Origin of the sequence: Cytobacillus oceanisediminis, from assembly GCF_007830235.1 — a bacterium.
GTDB classification, from domain to species: domain Bacteria; phylum Bacillota; class Bacilli; order Bacillales; family Cytobacillaceae; genus Cytobacillus; species Cytobacillus oceanisediminis.
Genome location: NZ_VLKI01000001.1, coordinates 149140 through 172966, shown reverse-complemented (window position 1 = coordinate 172966; position 23827 = coordinate 149140). Strand labels below are relative to the sequence as shown.

Genomic DNA, 23827 nt, shown 5'->3' with positions numbered 1-23827 from the left:
GCTTTTCAACTGCAAACTTAGTTTAACCAACTGAGTTGATTGTAGCGGAGGGCACTTGATCCTCGAAAATGCATCCGCATTTTCTTACGACGAGGTGTTTAGTCAAGGATGATTATTCAATGTCCTTCGGGAAGTGAGGGAACCGGGAGACCCCACAGGCGAAGCCGAGGAGGCTCTCATTCCTCCCCGCGGGTTCGCTGAGTACCCGGAGCGGAAATCAACGGGCAGAATTTTTAAGTAAAAACAATAATTTATGAGTAAAGAGCCTTTGAATAAAAGCATTTTGCAGAAGCTGGGGTGAAAAGATGGATAAAAGATTGGTCATTGCCGGGACAGGCAGCGGGGTTGGGAAAACAACTTTAACCATTGGGCTGATGAGCGCGTTGAAATCTCGCGGATTAGAAGTTCAAGGCTTTAAATGCGGACCTGATTATATTGATCCAAGTTATCATACAGCGGTAACTGGAAGGCCGGCACGCAATCTGGATAGCTGGATGCTGTCTGAGGAAACAGTAAAGGACATTTATGTTCGTGGCAGCAAGGGAGCTGATATCTCCATTATAGAAGGAGTGATGGGGTTTTTTGATGGAAAGAATCCCCGTACAAATGCAGGCAGTACTGCTGAGATTAGCATGATAACAGAAAGTCCTGTTATTTTAGTTGTGAATTGTGCAAGCATGGCAAGAAGTGCGGCAGCAATCGTAAAAGGCTTTCAACTGCTCGCTGAGGGTCCAAATATTGTGGGGGTTATCGCAAACAAAGTTGGCAGCGAGGGGCATTTTAAGATTGTCAAAACGGCAATTGAACAGGAATGCAGCATCCCGGTTATTGGGTATTTACAGCGCGAGCTTGATATTGAAATTCCTGAAAGACATCTGGGCTTAATTCCGTCCATAGAACGGGGCGAGCTTCAGCCATTTTTTCAGCAGCTTGGAGAATTGGCAGAAAAAACAATAGACATTGACGAGATTATCAAGCTTTCAAAAGCTAAAGCTTTACAAGGAAATTCTGCTTCCCTATTTGAGAAGGAAAATAGCGAAAAATCCGTTCGAATTGCTGTAGCCAAAGATGCAGCCTTTAATTTTTACTATCCTGAAAATCTTGAAATGTTAGAAGCAGCCGGAGCGGAACTTATTTATTTTTCACCATTAGCAGGAGAGGTCCTGCCGGCTAATGTGGATGGGCTTTATATTGGCGGAGGCTTCCCTGAAGAATTTGCTCATTCGCTAAGTGTAAACACGGAAGTCAAAAACTCTATCAAGGAAGCTGTTGAAAGCGGTTTGCCAACTCTTGCAGAATGCGGCGGGTATATGTACTTAACAGAAGCCATCACAACGACTGAACAGCGCGAGTACAGCATGGTCGGGATTATACCAGGAAAAGTGAAGATGCAGTCCAAGCTGGCAGCTCTAGGTTATCGAGAAATAACCGGTGAGCACAGTAACTTCTTATTGGCTGAGAACATACAGGCTAGAGGACATGAGTTTCATTATTCCACCTTCGAAACGAACGAAACTGGGAACCAGGCATACTCCAGCAAAGGTATGCGCGGTCAGAAAAAAGAGGGATATATGAAATACAATCTGGTTGCGGGCTATACACATATTCATTTTGCTTCTTGTCCAGAGCTTGTTCATAATTGGATCGCGAAATGTAAGGAGAACGTTTATGCGTAAAGCACTTCCCCTCATGATACAAGGCACAAATTCTGATGTAGGAAAAAGTGTTCTTGTAACTGCTTTTTGCAGGATTTTTATACAAGATGGGTATTCTACAGCTCCATTTAAATCCCAAAATATGGCTCTTAATTCCTATATTACAATTGATGGGAAGGAAATTGGGAGGGCCCAAGGTGTACAGGCAGAGGCTGCGGGTGTGCGGGCAACAACGGATATGAATCCCATCTTGATTAAACCTACACGGGAAAATGAATCTCAAATTGTTGTCCATGGGAAGCCCTTTAAAAACATGAAGGCGGGGGAATATCGGCGAGATTTTTTTGAAAAAGGATTGGGCTTAATACGAGAAGCACTTTCTTCACTTTCCAATTCATTTGAAAGAATTGTGATTGAAGGTGCGGGCAGTCCTGCTGAAGTGAACTTAAATGACCGTGAGCTTGTAAACATGCGTGTGGCCAATATCGCCAATGCGCCTGTTATTTTAGTTGGTGACATCGAAAAGGGCGGAGTCTTCGCAAGTCTTGTCGGTACTTTACAGCTTTTGTCCGAGGAGGAAAAGAAACGAATCATTGGAGTGATCATAAACAAGTTTCATGGAGATATTTCACTGTTAACACCAGGATTAACGTGGTTTGAAGAATATACAGGTATCCCTGTATTGGGCGTTATCCCTCACCTTTCTAATTTAAACATAGATGCTGAGGACTCTGTCATTTTAGATCAGTATACCCATAAACAGGATAAAACAAAGGATGTGGATATAGCTGTTATTCGGTATCCTAAAATCTCTAACTTTACAGATATTGACCCTTTTCTTGTCGAACCTGATTGCCATATTCGCTTTGTTTCGAATGCTGATCAGCTGAAAGAGCCTGACGTTGTTATATTGCCAGGCAGTAAAAATACAATTGATGATCTTCAGTTTTTAAAAGAGACCGGTTTAATGGATAGAATCATTTCTTTACACGACCGGGGTCATACACGTGTATTTGGCATCTGCGGGGGACTTCAAATGCTGGGCCATTCAGTTAATGATCCGTTCCATATAGAGTCCTCTACTTCAACTATAGCCGGATTCCAGCTGCTGCCTATCCATACGACTATTACAGAAGATAAAATGACCACACTTTCTGAAGGGCTCCTTTGCTCGCCTGATAGTCCGGTCCTGGTTACAGGATATGAAATTCATATGGGCCAGTCCAAATATGAAGGGGCCTATACACCTTTCATCAGAACAAAGGATAGCTTTGATGGCTGTGTAAGTGAGGATGGAAGAGTAATAGGAACGTATTTTCATGGAATTTTCCATAATGATTTATTCCGTGAGCACTTCATTAATACTGTGCGCCGGCATAAAGGACTGAAGGACATTACTGGAAGAATATCGTTTAACGAGGTTCGAGAGAAAGCCTTTGATCAGGTAGCAGATCACGTTAGACAGCATGTTAACCTGCAATATATTAATGAAAAGATGAAAGAGTTCCAAAAGAGTGAGATTACCAAGTGACCTCTTTATCAAACGAAAAAGCAGTGATATGAAAAAGAGATTGTCATTTCAGGAAGGGGATAACAATGAAGGCAGGAATGGTATATCTTGTTGGAGCAGGACCTGGGGATATTAAGCTCATCACTGTATATGGAATGGAGTGCATCAAAAAGGCAGATGTCATTGCTTACGACCGTTTAATTAATCAGGACCTGCTGCATTACGCGAAAGACGGGGCAGAGCTAATATATGTTGGAAAATCACCAGGAAGGCATGCGTTAATCCAGGAGGAAATTCATCAAATATTAGTAGAGAAGGCACTTCAAGGCAAAACGGTCACTCGTTTAAAGGGGGGAGACCCATGCGTTTTTGGCCGTGTTGGGGAAGAAGCAGAAGTGCTGGCAGAGAATAATATTCCTTTTGAAATTGTTCCTGGTGTCACATCAGGCATTGCAGCACCAGCGTATGCTGGAATTCCTGTCACACATAGGGACCATGCAACTTCCTTTACGATTGTAACGGGCCATGGGAGAAAGGAAAAAGAGATGGATGGGGTTAACTGGCCAGCTTTAGCCCAAGGCAGTGATACCATTGCTTTTTACATGGGAGTTGGCAATTTGCCGCATATTACGAGAGAGCTGATGCGTCATGGCAAGCGTTCAACTACTCCAGTTGCGGTGATTCAATGGGGCACGACTGAACGGCAAAAAACAGTGACGGGCAATCTTGCCACCATAGAAGAGGCTGTAAGGGAATCCGGCATTAAACATCCTGCCATTATTTTAGTTGGAGAGGTTGTTAGATTACGGGAAAAGATCAAGTGGTACAAGGAAGAAGCTAAAGAAATTCTTACATAAATGTAAATAAAGAGCTGATTTATTAATTGCCAGAAAGGAGTGTTCCTGATGTCTGTAATAGATATTCTACAAAGCAGAAGAGCTATCAGAAATTATCAATCTTCAAATATTGAACGAGAAAAAATTGAGTATTTACTGCATGCTGCAACTCTTGCTCCAAACGACCGTATGAGAGAGCCATGGGGCTTTTATGTAATTCAAGGTGAAAAGAAGCTCCAATTTGAGGAGCTTGCACTGGATTATTTGAAAGAAAGGTTTCCGACTAAGCCTAACTTAATAGAAAGCTCGTTAAGGGTTGTTAAAAACACGCCTGTCATTATTGCCGTAACAGCAGATATGGTAATAGGAGATGAAGAAGCTTCTGCCGATAATGAATATGCCACTTGCTGTGCCATTCATTCAATGTGGCTGGCAGCTGAGGAGTTAGGATTGGGGTTTGTATGGAGAACCCGGGGAGTAGGATTAGTCCGTGATAATCGATTAAGGCAGTTTTTATCCTTGCCTGATCATAAGAAGGTTATAGGCAGCGTGTTTATAGGATATCCAGCTGAAGAGGACGCCGGAAAACTTAAGGAAAAAAAGCGTACCTCCTATTCAGAAAAAACAAGTTGGCTATCTTAAGGGGGAGGAATACTGGGTGAGTCATTCAAAGGGACTAGTACTGGTTTATACGGGTGATGGAAAAGGGAAGACGACAGCGGCACTGGGAGTAGCAATCCGTGCAACAGGAAGAGGGATGAAAGCGCTGGTCGTTCAATTCATTAAATCTCCCCAAAGAACCTATGGAGAAAAAATAATATTTGATAAGTTAGGAATTGAAATGTACCAGACAGGTGTTGGATTCACTTGGACTAAAACACCAGACGAGCATCGAGAAGCCTTAAGAAAAGCTTGGGCATTCGTAAAGGAGAAGCTGGAGCAGGAAATCTATGATGTTTTAATTCTTGATGAATTAAACAATGCGCTCGCAATTGACAAGTTTCCTACAGACGATGTTATCCCTTTGCAAGAGGTTATCGATCTTATACAAAGACATCGGAAAGATACGTATATTGTGATAACTGGACGCTCCGCCAAGAAAGAAATTATTGAAATAGCTGATCTTGTAACCGAAATGAAGCCAGTTAAGCACTATTATGATGTGGGCATTCCTGCTGTTAAGGGGATTGAATTTTAATTTCAAATACACCGTTAGAAAGTAAAATAGAGAAACAACACCTTTTTAAGGCGAGGAATTAGATAAGGGAAAAGACATTCTATCATTTGAATGTCTTTTTCTTTTTGGCTCTGTTAAATTTACCTGTTGATTTCAGCACGAGGCACTTCCTTTCCGCGGGCGGTCCGACGCTCCTCGTCGCTTTGCTCCTGCGGGGTCTCCCTTTGATCCGCACTCCCGCAGGACTTTGAATAAGCTTCCCTGAAATAACACCGCACGAAGAAAATGCGAATGCATTTTCGAGGAGTTCGTACCTTCCGCTCCAATCAACAGGGTGCTAAAAAACAACAATAAGCTTTAACAGAGCCTTCTTTTTAAGAATTTAGTATTAGGACTATAGATAGTTGACGATGATAATCATTATCACTTATTATTGGTTACGAACTTATTAAATGATAAAGATTATCATTATCAAAAAAGAAAAAGGAGAGTGACCTTGAGCGTGGTCCATATTGAAAATAAGAGCTTGGCACAAACCAGGTTTTTAGATGAGGAAGAATCGAAGACTCTGGAGTACATCAGAAATCATAAGCCTGAACTGGAAGCAGTGTACCTAAATAATCTTTCAGCAGGAAGAAGGGGGATATTACAGCGATTGTTTCAGGCACTCATTCGGGAAAGGATTATCAGCGAAGAGAGAGTTTCATGGCAGGAGGGACCAAAAACAACGATTAAGGTCTGGCTCCCTAGTGGATTATTGCTTCAGGCAGCTATTAAAAAGAGGCATTCGCTTGACAGGTTTGATATTGAAGGAGATATCACGATAGGCAGTCCGGAGCCTGCTAAAGCATTAACTCATCCTGCTGACCTTCTAAAGTTATTGAGGCAAGAAGGAATGCTGGAGAATGCAACGGAAAAGCAGTTTCAGAGATTTAAAATGGAAATCGAAAATGGGGCAGCCAATCTGACACTGGCGCTGGCAGGAGCTTCTGCTAGAAAAAAAGAGTTAACAGCTCTGGCGAAGTTAGAAAATATCGAGAATTCCATAGACTGGGTGGCCAAACAGAGGAAGGACAATAAGAACTTTAGTCCGCTTGCTTTTTATGAGCAATGCGTGGTCGAGGGCCACCCCCTGCATCCTGGTGCAAAAACAAAGTATGGGCTCAATGTAGAGGAAGTGATTAAATATTCGCCAGAATGGGGAGCAGCACCAAAAGTAGCTCTTGCGGCCGTTTCCAAAGACTATTGTCAAACTACCTCTGTGGATGACAATACGGTAACAGCCTGGTTGTACAAGGAGTACGAAGGTTTAAGATCAGCTGTAGAAAAAACTCTGTACGACAAACGGTTAAACCCTGATCAGTTTGAATTGATTCCCATTCATCCTTGGCAGTTTGATCATACTTTACGAACTCTGTACAAAGAAGAGATTACGGAAAACAAAGTCATACCGATATCGGATTTTCGTATCCCAACACAATCACTGGTTTCTTTTCGTTCGCTGGCACCCATTCAAGAAAGAGGGCAGAAAAAACATCATATAAAAACAGCGGTAAATGTGCAAACGACCAGCGCTGTCCGTACGGTTTCACCAAACTCTGTGGAGAATGGGCCTGTTCTATCAAAAATACTATCAAGAATTCAGGAAAGAGAAAACCATTTTGGCGGAAGTTTTGTTGTTCTCCAGGAAAGGGCCGGCATTTATTTTCAACCATTTAATCAAGATTTGCCTGAGGAGGATCAGTGGAAGCTGCAGGCTAACTTGGCATCCATTTTACGGGAAAACCCTGAGAATCATATGAAAGAAAATAAGGAAGTCCCGATGCCCGCTGCAGCTCTTCTGGCAGAATCGCCGATTAGCGGAAAGACTATTGCCATTGAATTGATCGAGGAGCTAGCCAGTCATTATCAATTATCAATCCTGGAAGAGGCCGCTTCCTTATTTATCCAAAGATATGCTGAAATGTCTTTGCCAGGATTTTTAACTTTAATGGTGCGGTATGGAATAAGTTTGGAGGGCCATATGCAGAATAGTGTTTCTGTCTTCCGTAATGGGGAACCTGTAAGAATCCTTTTGCGTGACTTTGGGGGCATAAGAGTGTTACCACAGAGATTGAAGAAGGAAGGATTTCATTTCGAGTTTTATCCTGGCTCATCTATCATTACGGAAAAAGTAGAACAATTGCGTAATATTATCTCTTATTCTGTTATACAAAACCATTTTGCAGAATTAATTACATGCATCGTTCGAGCATTGGGACTCAATGAGGGAGTTCTTTGGAAGCAGGTTATTAAAGTGTGTGAACAGGCTTTTTCAGACCTGAAAAAGGATCCAAATATAGCGGAACCTGCTGCTGCAGATGAACTTGCCATTTTTCACCCTGTGATTGATTTAAAGGCCTTAACGGTTATGAGACTTCGAGGAGATGTTACCGATTATCCATATACCCAAGTACCAAATCCGATGCTGCAATGGAAAGGGGAGACTGCATTATGAGTATCAACTTAGTTCAGCTTCTTGAAAAGGATATACAGGTCAAGCCGTCTGATATGCATAAAGATGAAATGAAAATTCTTCAATTTCTAAATAGGAAGGATCCTGACCTTGCCGAAGCCTTTAAGTTATACCTGGCAAAGGGGCGCCAAGGTATTTTAAGCCGTTTGGCAGGTTCCATGCTGCGTGAAGATATCCTCGGGCTTAGTTCAAAGTCACATGATTTATATGTCATTGGTTCCATCCATGCTTTGAATGTTCCGGCCATTGATGAGTATTGGCAAAGGATGATCACGGCTCTTCATTCTTATAGATTGGAAGACGGAAAGGTTTATAAACTATATCCTCTTTCAGAAAAGGAATGTCTTGTCATTCCTGTAAGCCGGACGTATGCGTTTAGCAGGGTAGAAGTGACTGGAAGCATTTTGCATATTTCCGGTGGGGGAGTCAAGAGAATTCAACATGCTGCAGCGTTTCTCGGACTGCTGCGCAGCAAAGAAGAAAATTCAAATGATAAAAGCTCTTGGGTGAAGCTGGAGGAAGAGCTGAAAAATAGCAGTGCAAATTTGGCTCTTTCCTATTCCTTCTGGGACAGGAAGAAAAAGAAATACCAAAAAAGGGCAGGCATTCAAGGAATAACAAATTCAATCGATTGGGTCCTTTTGCAAAAAAGGAAAAATCCAAATTTTGATTCCAGTTTATTTTTCGAACAGCTATGTGTAGAAGGACACAATCTTCATCCTGGGACAAAAACAAAAATAGGAATGGAACCAGAGGATGTTTTTGGTTATGCACCTGAATTTGAAGGGGTAACGGAAATACAATATGTTGGCATACACAAGGATTATGCAGAATGGGGTGTTATCGAAGAAAGTGAGGAAAATGCCAATTCCATTCTTTTCAGCGAGTATCCCGATTTGCCAAGCGCAGCTGAGAAGGAGTTTGCAGAGCAAGGACTTGATACAAACGATTATATATTTGTCCCGGTGCATTCATGGCAGCTGGAAAAAGCGATACCAGAGATCTACCCGGAAGAAATAAAAGAACGAATCGTCGTTCCTGTAAAAGGTTTTGCTGTTCCTTGCGGGGCAACCTCTTCCTTTAGAACTGTGGTGCCTCTTTCGAATGGAGAGACTGCGAAATATGCAATCAAAGTAGCCGTCAATAGTCAGATGACTTCCACTGTCCGCTCGATTTCAGCCAATACTGCAAATAATGCATCTGTTTTTACTCGCCTCATACAGGAGGTTATGGAACGGGAACAAAAGTTGCTGAAGACATTTATGCCAGTATGCGAATGCGGAGGATTTAATTTTAAAGCCAAAGAAACAGAAAGGGGCATGGATGACAGAAGCACTTTGAAAAGCAGAAATCTATCTGCAGTTTTGCGGGAGAATGTTGAAAGATTAATAGATTTGGACGAAGTAGCCATCGTTGGCAGTTCATTGTTTTCAGATTCACCGATTTCTGATAAGTCTGTGCTGAAAGAGTTAATTGAAAGATATTCAGAAGAAAGGCAAGAAAAATCACTTCGCAGAACGGCATTTCAGTTTTTCTCAGAGTATATGTCCATCGCGCTTCCAGGCTTCCTGACTCTTATGGTGAAATACGGAATTGGATTGGAAGGCCATTTGCAAAACAGTGTAATGGTATTTAAGGAAGGCCGGCCTGTTAGAATGTTATTCCGGGACTGGGGTGGAGCCAGAATTTATCAAAGCAGGCTTCAGGAACAGCTAATTAAAGCGGAATTTTATCCAGGTTCAGTAATCATGACAGATCATCTTGGGGAAATGCATAACAAGGTATTTTATACGGTTTTCCAGAATCATTGCGGTGAATTCATTCTGCAGCTGTGCAAGCAATTCGGATTGGAAGAGGGTGAGCTGTGGAAGGAAGTTCATGGTATTTGTGAAAATGTCTTTGACCAGCTTGAAATCCAGCCACAGTATAGAGATAAAGCTTGTATGGACAAAGAGGCTCTTTACCAGGCAACAGTTAACCACAAGGCATTGACAAAAATGCGCCTTGCACCCGAAGGGAAAGATTATTCTTATTCTATTGTCCCCAATCCTCTGCACGAATTTGGCGGGAAAGAAGGATAATCGTTATGGCTCAAGCAGACATTCATTTTCAGAGGCCATCCCGCTTTGCTCTTCATTTTAGAACATTTAGAATATTTATGTCCGGAAGCCTGGTTTCTCGTGTAGCAGACTGGATGGATTTAGTAGCCCTAAACTGGGCTGTATTGCAGTTTACTAACTCACCTCTTTATTTGGGGTTGATCAATGCCTGCCGGCTGGTGCCTGCTTTTTTGCTTAGTGTCCCGGCAGGCATATTGGCTGATCAGTATGATAGGAGAAGATTGCTGATTTGGATTCAAATTGGGATGATGCTGCTGACATTTTTTCTTGGCTATATTGTCGAGTCCGCACAGCCATTTTGGATATTTGTCTGTATAGTGACTCTTAGAGCTATGCTGGCGGCAATGGATCCTCCTATTCGCAATGCTTTTGTGCCAAATCTTGTACCGGAGCCTTCGATGACAAGTGCGATTGCCATTAATACGACGGTTATTCATCTGGCCCGCATTGTCGGTCCTGCAGTGGCAGGAGCCTTGCTTGCAGTCACTGAAATTGAGAATTTATTTTATATAAATGCCTGGGGAACGCTAGGGGTTCTGTGCTCGTTGCTGATGATTCGTTCTGTTTCTTGTTCAAACATGAACAAAAGGAAAAGCAATAAAGGATCATTTCGCGACGCGGCAGATTATGTAAGAAACCAGCCCTCCGTCCAATCACTGCTTATATTGGCCATTGTACCGATGGTTTTTGGGTTTCCTTATACAACCATGATGCCTCTATTTGCACGAGATCTATTGAATATGGGGTCAGAGGGCTTTGGGATGCTTTTATCCATATCATCTATAGGGGCGTTAATGGGGACAACCCTGCTTTCGTCAGGCAGTGAGATTAAAGGAGCCGGAAAATGGCTGGTCTATTCTATTTTGGGATTTGGAGCTTCCTTGCTTTTATTCATAGCAACAACAAACGTTTTAATCGCAGGGATAGCTATGTTTCTGGTTGGATTAACGAGTCAGACCTATCGCACCATTAGCCGGATTACCCTGCAAATGCATGTTCCTGACCAGATGCGCGGGAGAGTTTTGAGCATTACCTTAATGGACAGAGGCTTTATTCCGTTGGGAGCGATCCTTATAGGAGCGGTTGCAGGATTGACTGGTACATTATGGGCTGGCGCCTTGATGGGCCTTGGCTGTATTGCTGTAACCCTTTTGATTGTCTCAGCAAGGCCTCAAATTTTGCATTTGTAATGATCGATGGGAGTGTATTTATAAATGGAAAAAATTGTGCAATCTTTAAAAATGGAACGGGAAAAACCTTTTTGTGCTTATTTATATCATATGCCGAAGTTGCGTCAGCATATAAATTTTTTGACATCAACCCTTCCGCCACTTTGTCATTTATTTTATGCTGTTAAAGCCAACTCCGATCCCGAAATTCTTAAAGCCCTGGCTCCAATTGTTCATGGGTTTGAGGCTGCATCATTGGGAGAAATTGAAAAGATTCGGGGCGTGGATGAAAATATTCCTATTTTGTTTGGCGGTCCAGGGAAAACACAGGAAGAGATAGAGGGAGCCATTCATTATGGTGTCACTTTACTGAATGTTGAAAGCACTCATGAATTGCGGCTATTAAATCACATTGCCAGCCAAAAAGGTACCAGCATCTCGATTTTACTGCGCGTTAATCTCAGAAATTCTGTTCCAAATGCAAAGTTAAAAATGGCAGGGGTGCCAACACAATTCGGTATAGATGAACAAGATATCCCGGATGCCATTGCATTAGCAAAAAGTCTCCCAAATTTAAGGCTTTACGGCTTTCACTTTCACGCGATGTCCAATAACTGCGATTCTAAAACCCATGCAGATTTTGTAGATCATTGCTTTGGAAAGGCAAAAAGCTGGGAGGAAGAATGGAATATAAATATTTCCTATCTAAATGTTGGCGGCGGCATAGGCATAAACTATCTTGAACTAAATAATCAATTTAACTGGGATGATTTCACCAATCGCCTGGAAAAGGTCCTTGTAAAACATCGTGATATCAGTTGGAAGGTGCTGTTTGAATGTGGACGTTATATCACTTCATCCTGCGGTTACTATGCGGTTGAGGTATTGGATATCAAACAAAACCATGGACAATACTTCTGTATTTTGCGCGGGGGGAGTCACCACCTTAGACTTCCAGCAGCCTGGAAACAGAGCCATCCATTTACGATCGTTCCAGTAGAAAAGTGGGCATATCCCTTTGAACGTCCGAAAGTAATCAACTCTGCCATTACGGTTGCGGGGGAATTGTGCACGCCAAACGATGTCCTTGCAAGAGAAATTCAGGTTCCGAATGTAAGGGTCGGCGATATTTTACTCTTCAGCTATACAGGGGCCTATGGGTGGTCCATTTCCCATCATGATTTTCTCAGTCATCCTCATCCGGAACATTTATACTTGGAGCCTGATGATTTTATATCTGAGCAAAGTATAGAGTTCGTAAGAACGAGGTACATAGACCCCTTAATAACTAATTAACAGCGGTTTACTTTTTTGCAAGACAGGATAAATGTGCGATTCTTCAAATAGAAGAATCGCATTCTTTGGTCCAGTAACGGGACCCAGTTGCAGAATAAAAGCTTTTTGAATAGACATAGTTACACGTAATGCAGCTTTTACATACTTAATGAAAAATTAAAAAATGAACATAATAGGAACATGAACACATATGGTGAAAATGAAGATATGTGGCTACGGATATATGAGGACAATCTAAATAACTGGAAGTGATTCTTTTGCGCATTGCTATAGTCGGAGCCGGTTTTGGAGGGTTAAATGCGGCAGTAGAGCTTCGTAAAAAGTTAAAACCTTCTCAATTTCAAATCATTGTTATTTCTGATCATCCTCAATTTGTATTTCGGCCATCCCTGATCTGGCTGCCATTTCACAACCATCCTCTTAACAAGTTCACTTTCCCGCTTCGCCCATTGTTTGAAAAAATCGGTGCCGCGTTTATTGAGAATGGGGTTCAAGCCATTAAGCCAAAACAAAATCAAATTTTATGTAAGAATGGCGAAATCATTGAATACGATTACTTAATCCTTGCTTCAGGTGCTTCTCCGGACTGGAAAAGAATAAAAGGATTGGAAGGCGAGAGTGCCTCTGTTTATCATATCTCATCTGCTCTTCAGACTAGAAAAATGGTAAAAGAACTTAAAGAAGATGAATCCATTGTTATAGGCATTGCGCAAGGGAATCAGACTCAAGGGATCGCTTATGAGTTTCTGTTTGAGTTGGCAGCTTTTTTAAATGAGCACCATATTAAATGCCCGATTACGTTTTTTACATATGAAAAGGAGTTTTTTGAAGCAAAAAGTAAAAAGGCGACATCAAAGCTTGAAAAGTTAATGACTAAGAATCAAGTCAAGTTTTATTGCAATGTTTCGATCGAGAAAATCAAAGGCGGCAAAGTATATTTGTCAAATAGAGAACGGCTGGCTTATTCATTTCTGCTAACCTTGCCGCCATATAAAGGTAAGGAATTTATCTTTTCATCAAAAGGTCTTAAGCATGAAAATGGAATCTTGCCTGTAAATGAAACGCTCCAATCCGTTCAATGGGAAAATATTTATGTGGTTGGCGATGCAAATGATATGAAGGGAACAAAAACAGGACGTGCTGCTGAACAGCAAGGCATACTTGCTGCTGGCAATGTAGTTAAACAAATAAAAAATGAACCGCTACAATCCTATCAGCCTGACCAGCTTTATATAATGGAGCTTGGAAATGAAGGAGCCATGCTTATCATAAATCAATTGACTGATAACGGAATTTTAAAAGGAACCATAAGTGGAGTTTTGCCGCACATGATGAAGAGGGCGTTTGAAAAATATTATATGTTTAAATTTAGCGAATGAAGCATTCTTTATTGTGCGATAAAAGCAAGAAGACGTGATATATTGTTGATAACAAGTGATATCTGTCGAATATCAAAGTGCTAGCAGCTGCTAATATTGTGCTATTTTGTTGTATAACGCTATTAATATCCGTATAAAAGCAGGATTTAAACAACCTATCTTAAAAATGGAACAGCCCTTTTACAATTTAAAAACCCGGAATAAGAACCTTAAATTATTTAAGCACTTATTCCAGGTTATAGGCTAATACAGTTCTCGAAAAATACAGGGATATTTATTTTGGCTGTTTCCGCAAACTTTGTTGCTTTTTAAACAAGTAGTGAGGAGGGGTTTATTTCCGCTCCAGGATGCTCGCTTTCCGCGGGGCGGGCGGTGAGCCTCACCTGTCCCACTCCTCCCGCTGGAGTCTCGCACCTTACGCTCCAATCAACCAACCTTATTTATCAATGTTTATATTCACAGATCTATTTGAAAACAAAAATCTTTTGGAAAACAGCCTTTATTTTTAAGCTGCCACTTCAAATAGCACAGCAACACCAATTCCGCCTCCGCTGCCAATTGCAGCAAGTACGTATTTGGCTGAATTTCCCCTTTGTACTTCATAAAACAATCTATTGACCATAATAGCCCCTGAAGCTCCATAAGGATGGCCAATCGTTAAAGCGCCTCCGTTTACATTTAGCTTTTCGTAAGGAATGGAAAGCTCATTGGCACAAGCAACGATTTTGGATGCGAAGGCCTCGTTGATTTCAATCAAATCAATATCTTCTATGGTTAAGTAATTTCTTTCTAAGATCGCCTGTATAGCGGGAACAGGGGCAAATCCCGGGTAATGGGGATGTACACCTGCGACTTCACTATCTGCAAACCGTAAAATAGGTTTTAATCCATGCTTTCGTGCAGCTTCTTCCTCCATGACGAGTACGGTAGATGCCCCATCATGGATTCCGCAGCTATTGGCGGCAGTAACGGTACCGTCTTGCTTGAAAATGGGCTTTGCTCTCTTTAACAAGGCATCCATCTTTCTTTTCTTAAAAAACTCCTCATCCAGGAGGGAATTACCCACAGGGATGATTTCTTCTGCCAGCAGCCCCTGTTCGTACGCATTCCAGCTCCGTTCATAGCTCAAGCGGGCATACTCATCCTGCGATTCTCTGGAAACTCCATATATTTCTGCTACGTATTCTGCAGCTAGCCCCATATCGGGATCTCCGATTTTGTCCGGTGAGAAGCGGGCTCTTGAAGGATATGGGGAGGTGCTTGTGCTTTCTGTTCCGCCAGCGATGTAGCAGGTGCCGGCGCCTCCCTGTATGTAATAGCAGGCCATTCGGATGGCTTCCAGCCCTGCACTGCATTGGCGGTCCAGCGTTAGGCCTGGAACGGAGAGCGGCAGTTCTGCTTCCAATGCGGATAATCGCCCTATATTTCCCCCCGGGCCAACGACGTTTCCTAAAATGACGTCATTAATCTTATCTTCCATCCCTTGTGCCAAATGTTTTAGAAGAGGGGCAGCCAGCTCATGCGGCTGTTTGGCCTTGAGCATTCCGTTAACTTTTCCAATCGGGGTTCTTTTTGCGTTCACAATTACAGCTCTCTTAATGGCTGGTCACCTTGCTTTCAATGGAATCCTTAAGCTGGGCACGTGCAATTTTTCCGCTCGTTGTATAGGGCATTTCATCCAGAAAGAACCATTTTCGCGGTACTTTATAGGCTGCCAAATGCTTTTTACAAAACCGTTTTAAATCGAGTGTGGATGCTTGTCCCTTAACGACAGCTGCTGCAATTTGTCCCCAATAGGGGTCGGGCAATCCGATGACGGCGACTTCTTCTACTGCCGGGTTTAGTGAAAGCACTTTTTCTATTTCCTCTGGGAAAATATTAATGGCTCCGTATAAGATCATATTCTTTTCCCGGCCGCTTATATTTAAATAGCCTTCATCATCCACATAACCCATATCATGAACCGTTGCCCAGCCATCTTCATCCTTTATGGTTTGGATCTTCTTTGTGTCCGGATGGAGGTACCCGTCGAAAATCAGGTCACTCCTTACAAATATTTTGCCAATATCATTGGGTTCCAGCTTTTCGCTGCGGGAACCTCTTATTTCGATTTCGACTCCGTGGCAAGGCTTTCCGACTGAATCCGCTTTATGGTCGTCTGTTAAATACGTTACATAGCTGAGTTCACTTGCACCGTAAAATTCAATCATCGTCAAATGAGCGAATACATTGCGGATGGCTTGCTTTGAATGTTTATCCCACTTTGCACCGGAGGAAATAATTTTTATAGGCCTTTCTATTACCCTATCTTCTTTTAAAATGGCAGCAATCATCGTCGGAACTACATAAAGAGTTGTGATTTCCCGCTCTTCTATCAGTGATAGTGTCTTTGGAGCACTAAATTTTTCAAGCAGATGAACGGTTCCGCCTGTGCAAAGCGTACTGATTGCCCCATATAAAAAATGAGAGTGTATGAGGGATCCTGGAATCAGGACTTGTTCCTTTTCATCCATTTCAAAATCATGCTGATTCACAAGGAAGCTGGCAGCCCAGGATTTATGGGAGCGGATAAACGCTTTTGGATTTCCCGTAGTTCCTGAAGTAAAGCCCATATAAAAAGGCATGTTATCATTCTTTTCAATAAGAAAAGCCTGATCTTTTTTGTTGAGTTCTTCCCGGCAATCCTCCCAAATAAGAACAAAAGGGTGCAAGTGTGCGACATGGTGGTAAAGGTCCTTAGTCGTTACCACTATGGAAGGGCAGGAAATCGCCAATCGTTTGTCCAGTTCTGCAGCCTTCCATTTTGCATCGAACGGTACCGCTGTCCAGCCAGCCATGGAAGCACCAGCAAATAACTGCAAGAACGGGATTCCATTTGGCATGAGAAAGCTGATTGTTTTATTAGCAAAAGAAAAGGAGTGAAGCCAGTTAGCAGTTTTGGATACAAGCATATACCAATCCGCATAGGTGAGTGTTTGGTTTTTCGAGTTGATTGCCGTTTTTTCAGGGAATTGCTGGGCAAATTCTTTAATAGAAGATGTGATGTTTGTCAAAGATCTTTTCCTCTCCTTATGAAAAAGAGACACCTTAAAGTGTCTCCAGAGATTTTGAAAATTGCTTGTTAATGACCGGATGCTTTTGCAGTCTATATACTAAGAGGGATGCGAGTGTCGCTTTTAAAACATCACCAGGAATATAGACAAGGCTTAATTTTATAGCATCAAGCACCGGAATATTCATCATGAATGCTTGTACAGGAATTCCGAAAACGTAGATAAGGAAAATTCCGACTGTCAGGTTAACAAGCAATACATTCTTCAATTTTAACGTACGGAAGCGAGTTAGCAAATAGCCTACACAGTATGCAGTCAGCGGATAGGCGATCAAATAGCCGGCACTCGGACCGAAGAAAACACCAATTCCACCGCGGCCCCCTGATAATAACGGAGCCCCAACAGCTACTAGCAAAAGGAAAACGGCCATGCTGATCCCGCCGAGTCTGGCGCCTAAAATGCCTCCGGCCAAAAGCACTCCCAGTGTTTGTAATGTAATTGGAACGGGTGTGAATGATAGCATAATCGGTGGAACCAAACCAAGGGCTCCCATCACAGCTGCAAATAAAGCTACATATGTAATCTCTTTAACTTTCATAATACCTCTCCCATTTAGAATAGTAGGTTAACTGTTTTTATTTTAAGGTTAACATATATCAACTGTCAACCCGATATTGAGTAGAGTTTACAAAAGAATGATGGATTATTTGGATGGATCCCTAAGGTCTAACTGTCTATTAATCTGCGTTTTAAGAAAGCAGAGAGGACTTCAATGGGCCTTGTTAATTTCCAAATATATAAAGGGACCGACCTATTCGGAGACATTAGCAAAAGTAGTTCGTGATACAATGGAAAAATATTAAGCATAATTAAGAGGGAGGGATTAATATGAACAACCTATTTCAAGCGGCCCACTTCAGTTCATACAAGAGTCTTAAGGATTTGTTTGAGACGAACATTACAGTAAACAGCATTGCCGAATCCATCCAGTTTTGCCGGGAGGAAGATGATGCGCGTTTGATTAAAGAGGAGATGGCAAGGAATCATTTTGATGTACTGGGTGTAAAAAAACATGATGAGATTGCCGGCTATATTGAACGTGATCATTTGTCAGCTGGCCGTGTAAACGATTATATGAAAAGCTTTACCGCAAAGGATTTGATTTCAGACTCCACCCCTCTCATTCATCTGCTTCACATTTTAAAGGATAACAGGCGGGTTTTTATTCTGGAAAAAGCCAGGGTAACGAAACTCGTTACCTATTCCGATTTGCAGAAAGCGCCCGTTAGAATGATCATTTTTGGCTATATTACACTTCTGGAAATGAAGCTTGGTGAAATCATAAATATCCACTTTCCAAAACAGAGCTGGAAAAAGCTTATAAGTCCGGGAAGATTGGAAAAAGCCATAGAGCTTTATAAGGACAAAGTGAATAAAAATGAGGATTTAAATCTTGTAGAATGCCTGCAAATAAGTGATAAGCTTGACTTGGTTTTCGTGGAGGATGAGAAGCTAAGAACTATCTATAGCGTCCCTTCAAAGACTGCCGGCAGAAGTATCGCGAAAGAAATCCGCCGATTGCGAGATGAATTGGCCCATGCAAATGAACTTGGAACTGGGCTAACCTGGAAAGAGATTATTGAGGTTTTAGAAACAATCGAAGGCATTTTGGAAATCAGCGAATCTGTATTTTATGAATAGGTTCTGTTACACAATAATATGGATATTTTAGACTTAAAAAAGACAAACACAGTTTGATGGTCTTCTTAAAGTAATCCACACCACAGTTGAGGAATAAATCGGTCTTTACAAAGTAAGGCCTCAACTATTTTTAATTTTTTATTATAATGGACTAAATGTAAGAAAGAAGGAGTGATCACATGAAAAGTAAAATGAACCAGTTGTTTGAGGACCAAAAGAGTGTTCATGTGCTGTATTCCTATAATGGAATGGAGAAATACATTGAACAGGTTGTGAGTTTTATCCATAATGGCATTTTGGCGGGAGAATACGTTATTCTTATTGAAAATGACCGTGTTTACCCTCTAATTCACAAAGAACTGAGCACACGGTTAACGAAAGATCAAATGGAATACATTCACAGAGTAAACAACTTGGATTTTTATTATTCAAGTGGCAGTTATCATCCCCCTGCAATCCATGATTATTTCAATAAAATGGTACAGCCCTACTTGGAAAATAAACTTCCATTCCGTTCATGGGCACATGTGGAGTGGGCCACTATGAAAGATCCGCTGCATCTAATAGAAGATTTTGAGAAAATTGTAGACGAGGCTGTAAATCTACTATCGTTTCCATTGATTTGTGCGTATAAAGGAGAGAGAATGCCAGACTACCTCAGAAGGATTTTGATGGAAACCCATCCTTATATTCTATTGGAAGATGATGTGGTCGTCTCTGAACTATACCCCTCATTAATGAATAGGGAATAATAGAAAAACGCTTAAGAGATTTATCCTATTTTCACGCGACAATGGAAGTACCGCAGAAATGGATTAGGCGCTTGGAATGGGCTTTGGCGACGGCTTTTCTTAAAGGGGGGCAAAATGAAAAAAATCTCTTTATTCCCATTGTTACTCGTTTCATTTGCACAGTTTTTAACGATGTTAATCTGGTTTAATTATTCAGCAATCCTGCCCATCGTCAAGGAAGAATGGGGACTGACATCCGGTGAAGCGGGAATTATTCTCTCTTCCTTTCAGTTTGGTTATGTGTTATCTGTTTTCTTGTTTGGTTACCTGTCTGACCGTGTCAACCCGAGGTATATTTTTATTTCTGCATCTTTGATAGCTGGAATCAGCGGACTGCTTTTTGGTGTTGCTGCTGAAGGATTTTGGAGCGGGTTAGCCTTAAGAATAATCGCCGGGATTGGTTTGGGCGGCATATATGTCCCCGGGCTCAAATATCTTTCGGGAATTTATCCGCCGGAAACACGAGGGAAGACGTTCGGGATTTATGTGGGTGCGCTAGTCGTTGGTTCGGGCAGTGCATTGCTGTTTTCTGCTCCTTTGATTTCCTTTTTCGGCTGGAGAGGCGTAGTGGTCATTACTTCCATTGGAGCATTTATTGCTGCTTTCATGATGCTTATTTATAGAGTAAATCCAAAAATGCCCGAGTATCCGCCTATGATGTCTTTTGCTCTTTTTAAATCACTATTCTCCAACAAAAAGCTGGTTGCCATGAACCTTGCCTATTCAGGGCATATGTGGGAACTGTACGCCTTCTGGGGCTGGGTAGGGCCGTTCATGGTTTACACTGCCATGATCCACGGCTATTCTCCAGGTGACGCTCAGCAAATCGGAAACCTATGGGCTGGAATCTTTATTGTGATCGGAGCTCTCGGAACTTGGATGGGAGGAGAACTATCCGACAGGATTGGCAGAGTGAGAGCCTTGAAGCCCTTGCTGCTGGTTGGCCTGTTTTGTTCGCTGTTGTTTGGATGGATCTCGTCCATTCCATTTTCTGTTGTTATTTTGATCGGCGTTCTATACGGAATCATAGTGGTGGGGGATTCCCCGATTTATTCTGTGGCAATCAGTGAACTAAGTACTGCCAATACAATTGGTCTCGCCTTAGGCATGCAGCAGGTCCTTGGCTATAGCATTACCATTATCTCGCCAGGTGTGTTTGGTTTCATTCTGAGCATCATGCCCAATGAGACGATCGGATGGGGAGTGGGGTTTGCTGTCCTGGCTCTTGGGCCGCTGGTTAGTTTGCTGGTTTTGCCAAGGGATTATAAGGAATCTTTGAATATTAAGGGAGCGAAGGCGACTTGATAACCTGTCCGGTTTGGGGCAGGTTTTTTAATAAAATTCATGTTTATTTTAAACAAAATAAATCAAAATAAGTGGGTAATAAAATAATGATAAAGGGGTTTTTGACGTGTCAAAGAAAAATAATACACCATCAGGCCAAGTGGATCAGAAGAAATTATTAAATGACAAAGTTGATGCAGCCAGAAAAAATAACTTTGAAGAGGATCACGTACGAAGAGTTTCCTCTAATGGTGCACAAGGTCAGTAACGTGTAGTTAGTGAGCTTGCAAAAACAGTATTGAACCTTTTGTATCGCCAAAATAGTAATTGGCGGTACAGTTTTAGATATAAATACGAGTTGACAGGTCGGAATAGTAGGTAATATAATATGAATAACAACTTTTGAGGGAGGAACAGTGTGATGAGAGAATTTTACCCTGTTATGGACGGTGCGGAGTCATTTTATTTGAAAGGCAATGAGGTTGGTCTCTTACTCACACATGGGTTTCTTGGGACTCCCCAGAGTGTCCGTTTTTTAGGAGAAGCATTTGCAAAGCTTGGGTATTCGGTTTTTGCCCCAAGGCTTAAAGGCCATGGCACACATTATAAGGATATGGAAAAGACGACCCATCAGGACTGGTTTGCTGAAATGGAAAAGGGTTATCAATTCTTAAAAGAACGGTGCTCGGCTGTTTATGTAGTGGGACAATCAATGGGTGGTGCGCTGGCACTTTGGCTGGCAAACAAAAATCCTGAAATTAAAGGGCTGGTTTTAATAAATGCTGCCTTAAAGGTACCTTCCTATGATTACCTCATTGGGAAAACAAGTCCACGGTATTTAATTGAGGGGACACCCGATATTAAATGTGCAGGGGTTGAGGAAGTAACATATGGGAAAGTTTCCATTCGCTCGATCCATGAACTGCAGGCGGTAATGGAGAAAACCCCTGCCATTTTGTCAGCTATTAAAAATCCGGTTCTGTGCTTTAAATCCACAGAGGACCATGTTGTTCCTGCAGAATGCACGGATTACATTGCTGAGCATATTGGATCTGATCAGAAGGAAGTTGTACCGCTTTACAACTCCTATCATGTTGCTTCAATGGATTATGATAAAGAGAGAATTATTGAAAAAACGCACCAGTATATTCAGAAAATGCGAATAGAAGTTTTTTCTTAAAACACCTGGCTTGTCCTTTTTAGGACAGGCTTTTTTGTAGGTGAAAATTTATCATACAGATAAATTTTTTTATAATAGGGATAAAACGAAATATAACATAGATAAAAAATTTTAATAACGGTTATAAATGAAATCATAAAGCAGATAAATTTTTTTCAAGCTAGATTATTCGGAAATTGCCGAGGTTTTTGATTTGCCTCTGCGGCCGCACGATAAAAGTGCATCCGTTTTTTAAGGCTGGCATTCATCCCTCTATCAATTGTAAAATAATACTATTCTAGGATTTTTTAGGGGGGAATATGTATACTTACGAATCATTTGTAACAGATGGAGTTTTTACCTTATTAAGGCCATTGGTCTATAGTCTCCTATTGATTGCTGTGGCCTTTTTCATTCTTGTTCTGCTTCCTAAAGCCTTATGTCCATAGTCTATTACAAATGATCTTACAAATAATACTGCTTTCCATTGCATTTATTCGCAAAAAGGCTTTATAATTTCGTCAAAAAAGTGCATCTGCTTTCACCTCAGCAGATGCTTTTTCAATAATCTTAATGGATTTGGTCTTCTATAAAAAGATAATCATTTCTAAAGACGAAAAGTCAAATAGGATTTCATCATGAGAATTGGTTTACGATTTCATGAATATTATCCGGTTTTAAAAATGATGATATGGATTTTTCAGTTTGAAGGGTAAGAGCAGCACCCGCAAGGCCTAATTGGCAAGCACTAAATAAAGATTCTTGGTTCATGATTCCATATATTGCACATGAAGCAAATGCTTCGCCAGCCCCTGTCACATCAACAACTTCAGTTTCAAAAGCAGGTAAATGCCCAGATTCCTCAGTAGAGAAATAATAAACCCCTTGATCACCAAGCGTGATAATAACTTTTTGAACGCCGCGCTGTCTCATTTTTTCACATGCTAATTGGCAATCCTTGATTGAGTCAATTTTTGTTTCAGCAAGCATTTCTGCTTCTTCTCGGTTAGGGAGCAGAAGTTCGACTCCGTCAAGACGAAAAGGAAGTTTTTGTGCCTTGGCTGAAGATACAGGGTCAATATACAAAGGAATGTTTTCATCTCTGCAACGTTTAATCAAATAACTTATACATTCCTTAGGAATATTCGTATCCAAATAAACGGCTTGTGAGGCAACAATATGAGACCATTTTTCCTCGAACATGGAAGTTGTTATTTTTTCGTATATATTCATATCAGCCATGGAGACAATACTTTCACCATCAATATCTAACAAGGTAGTATAAGTCCCAGTCCGTTCTGTTGGCAACACCCATACTTGACTAACATCAACCCCTTGACCTTTCGTTTCCTTTAGTATCCAGTTACCCTCTTTATCGTCTCCGACACAAGTCATAAGAGAAGTGTTTACGCCGAGCCGACTTAAATTTTCGGCAAAATTACGTGCTACACCGCCACAAGCTTCAATCATTTTTACTGGATTTGATGAATATAAACGCACCTTCTGATTTGTTCGCGCTTTCAGGTCTGTGTTTGCCCCTCCAATACATACGATCGACGATTCTTCTCGAAGTATATACCCACGACCTTTGATTTCACCGCGTCTCGTCAGGTTAGCAATATAATTAGCAACGGCAGGTCGTGATAAACCGACTTTACTTGATAATTCTTGCTGTGAAATGAAAGGGTTCATTCTTATGTGATTTAAAATTTGTTGCTCTTTATCCATGAAACAACCTCATTCTCCTTAAATATTCGTTTCATTTATAAACAATTGTTCGTAAATGCTTAAATGTAAAACCCCATTGTGATAGATTTTTTATCGGCTATCTTTATAACAAAATTGCTTAACCGGACAACATTTTTGTTACTAGTAAAAGATAAATAAAACATGAGCTAAATGATCTGGACGGATGATTTTGTCAATCCATTATAACTAAAAAATAGACTGCAAAAAAGTCTATCGGTAATTTATATTGGAGATTATGATTTTTTTATGAAACAAATTCAATTCAATAAAAAATTGATAGCAGCTAGTAGTTATGGTGTATCTCATGAATAAAAATAAATTGTTCACGCTCACTAGTTGCCCCTTTTTAAGAAACAAAGCTTTGGTGATCTTCTTTTTTATTTAATTATTTTTAAAAATTATAGAGAAAATAAATAAGAGATATTTAATGTTT

Annotated in this window: 19 protein-coding genes; 15 read left to right on the top strand and 4 right to left on the bottom strand. The window is 41.1% G+C overall.

The window, feature by feature from the left end; genetic code table 11:
* Nucleotides 1–305: 305 nt before the first annotated feature.
* The 10 genes from IQ19_RS00770 to IQ19_RS00725 all read left to right on the top strand — a co-directional run bounded on the left by IQ19_RS00770 (nt 306) and on the right by IQ19_RS00725 (nt 13657).
* Nucleotides 306–1676, top strand: a complete 1371-nt coding sequence (locus IQ19_RS00770; protein WP_144538946.1) for a cobyrinic acid a,c-diamide synthase CobB — start codon at nt 306–308, stop codon at nt 1674–1676.
* Nucleotides 1669–3186 (top strand): cobyric acid synthase, encoded by a 1518-nt coding sequence (locus tag IQ19_RS00765; protein WP_144538944.1) that lies wholly within the window; start codon nt 1669–1671, stop codon nt 3184–3186. Before IQ19_RS00770 ends, IQ19_RS00765 begins: the two co-directional genes overlap by 8 nt.
* A gap of 65 nt (nt 3187–3251) precedes the next feature.
* Nucleotides 3252–4022, top strand: a complete 771-nt coding sequence (gene cobA, locus IQ19_RS00760) for a uroporphyrinogen-III C-methyltransferase (RefSeq protein WP_144538942.1) — start codon at nt 3252–3254, stop codon at nt 4020–4022.
* Between the two features lie 48 nt (nt 4023–4070).
* Nucleotides 4071–4643 carry a nitroreductase family protein gene (locus tag IQ19_RS00755; protein WP_144538940.1) on the top strand — a complete coding sequence of 191 codons (573 nt, stop codon included), beginning with the start codon at nt 4071–4073 and terminating at the stop codon, nt 4641–4643.
* A 16-nt stretch (nt 4644–4659) separates the two neighbouring features.
* Nucleotides 4660–5199, top strand: a complete 540-nt coding sequence (cobO, locus tag IQ19_RS00750; protein WP_144538938.1) for a cob(I)yrinic acid a,c-diamide adenosyltransferase — start codon at nt 4660–4662, stop codon at nt 5197–5199.
* A gap of 481 nt (nt 5200–5680) precedes the next feature.
* A complete protein-coding gene (locus IQ19_RS00745) occupies nt 5681–7675 on the top strand; it encodes an IucA/IucC family protein (RefSeq protein WP_242020888.1) in 1995 nt (664 codons plus the stop codon).
* Nucleotides 7672–9774, top strand: coding sequence for an IucA/IucC family protein (locus IQ19_RS00740; RefSeq protein ID WP_144538934.1), 2103 nt, complete (start codon nt 7672–7674; stop codon nt 9772–9774). The genes IQ19_RS00745 and IQ19_RS00740 overlap by 4 nt, the downstream gene beginning before the upstream one ends.
* 5 nt (nt 9775–9779) lie before the next feature.
* Nucleotides 9780–11003 carry an MFS transporter gene (locus IQ19_RS00735; RefSeq protein ID WP_144538932.1) on the top strand — a complete coding sequence of 408 codons (1224 nt, stop codon included), beginning with the start codon at nt 9780–9782 and terminating at the stop codon, nt 11001–11003.
* Nucleotides 11004–11027: 24 nt separating this feature from the next.
* Complete coding sequence (locus tag IQ19_RS00730) at nt 11028–12278, top strand: type III PLP-dependent enzyme (RefSeq protein WP_144538929.1); 1251 nt, start codon at nt 11028–11030, stop codon at nt 12276–12278.
* A 257-nt stretch (nt 12279–12535) separates the two neighbouring features.
* A complete protein-coding gene (locus tag IQ19_RS00725) occupies nt 12536–13657 on the top strand; it encodes an NAD(P)/FAD-dependent oxidoreductase (RefSeq protein ID WP_158638715.1) in 1122 nt (373 codons plus the stop codon).
* Nucleotides 13658–14162: 505 nt separating this feature from the next.
* On the opposite strand, the gene IQ19_RS00720 is transcribed toward IQ19_RS00725, so the two are convergent.
* Genes IQ19_RS00720 through IQ19_RS00710 form a run of 3 tightly spaced genes read right to left on the bottom strand, consistent with a single transcriptional unit; the run spans nt 14163 to nt 17308 of the window.
* Complete coding sequence (locus tag IQ19_RS00720; protein ID WP_144538925.1) at nt 14163–15257, bottom strand: acetyl-CoA C-acyltransferase; 1095 nt, start codon at nt 15255–15257, stop codon at nt 14163–14165.
* Nucleotides 15253–16710, bottom strand: coding sequence for an AMP-binding protein (locus IQ19_RS00715; protein WP_144538923.1), 1458 nt, complete (start codon nt 16708–16710; stop codon nt 15253–15255). Before IQ19_RS00715 ends, IQ19_RS00720 begins: the two co-directional genes overlap by 5 nt.
* 34 nt (nt 16711–16744) lie before the next feature.
* Nucleotides 16745–17308, bottom strand: coding sequence for a biotin transporter BioY (locus tag IQ19_RS00710; protein ID WP_144538921.1), 564 nt, complete (start codon nt 17306–17308; stop codon nt 16745–16747).
* Between the two features lie 290 nt (nt 17309–17598).
* Here IQ19_RS00710 and IQ19_RS00705 point away from each other — a divergent pair, with 290 nt between their 5' ends.
* From IQ19_RS00705 to IQ19_RS00690, 5 genes are all read left to right on the top strand, one after another.
* Complete coding sequence (locus tag IQ19_RS00705) at nt 17599–18411, top strand: hypothetical protein (RefSeq protein WP_144538919.1); 813 nt, start codon at nt 17599–17601, stop codon at nt 18409–18411.
* A gap of 179 nt (nt 18412–18590) precedes the next feature.
* A complete protein-coding gene (locus IQ19_RS00700) occupies nt 18591–19163 on the top strand; it encodes an MEDS domain-containing protein (protein WP_144538917.1) in 573 nt (190 codons plus the stop codon).
* 114 nt (nt 19164–19277) lie between these two features.
* Entirely contained in the window at nt 19278–20507 is a 1230-nt protein-coding gene (locus IQ19_RS00695) for an MFS transporter (protein ID WP_144538915.1), read from the top strand.
* 106 nt (nt 20508–20613) lie between these two features.
* A complete protein-coding gene (locus IQ19_RS27950) occupies nt 20614–20754 on the top strand; it encodes a hypothetical protein (protein ID WP_199749327.1) in 141 nt (46 codons plus the stop codon).
* A 153-nt stretch (nt 20755–20907) separates the two neighbouring features.
* Entirely contained in the window at nt 20908–21666 is a 759-nt protein-coding gene (locus IQ19_RS00690; RefSeq protein ID WP_144538913.1) for an alpha/beta hydrolase, read from the top strand.
* Nucleotides 21667–22281: 615 nt separating this feature from the next.
* Here IQ19_RS00690 and IQ19_RS00685 read toward each other — a convergent pair.
* Nucleotides 22282–23373, bottom strand: a complete 1092-nt coding sequence (locus IQ19_RS00685) for a carbohydrate kinase (RefSeq protein ID WP_144538910.1) — start codon at nt 23371–23373, stop codon at nt 22282–22284.
* Nucleotides 23374–23827 lie beyond the last annotated feature (454 nt).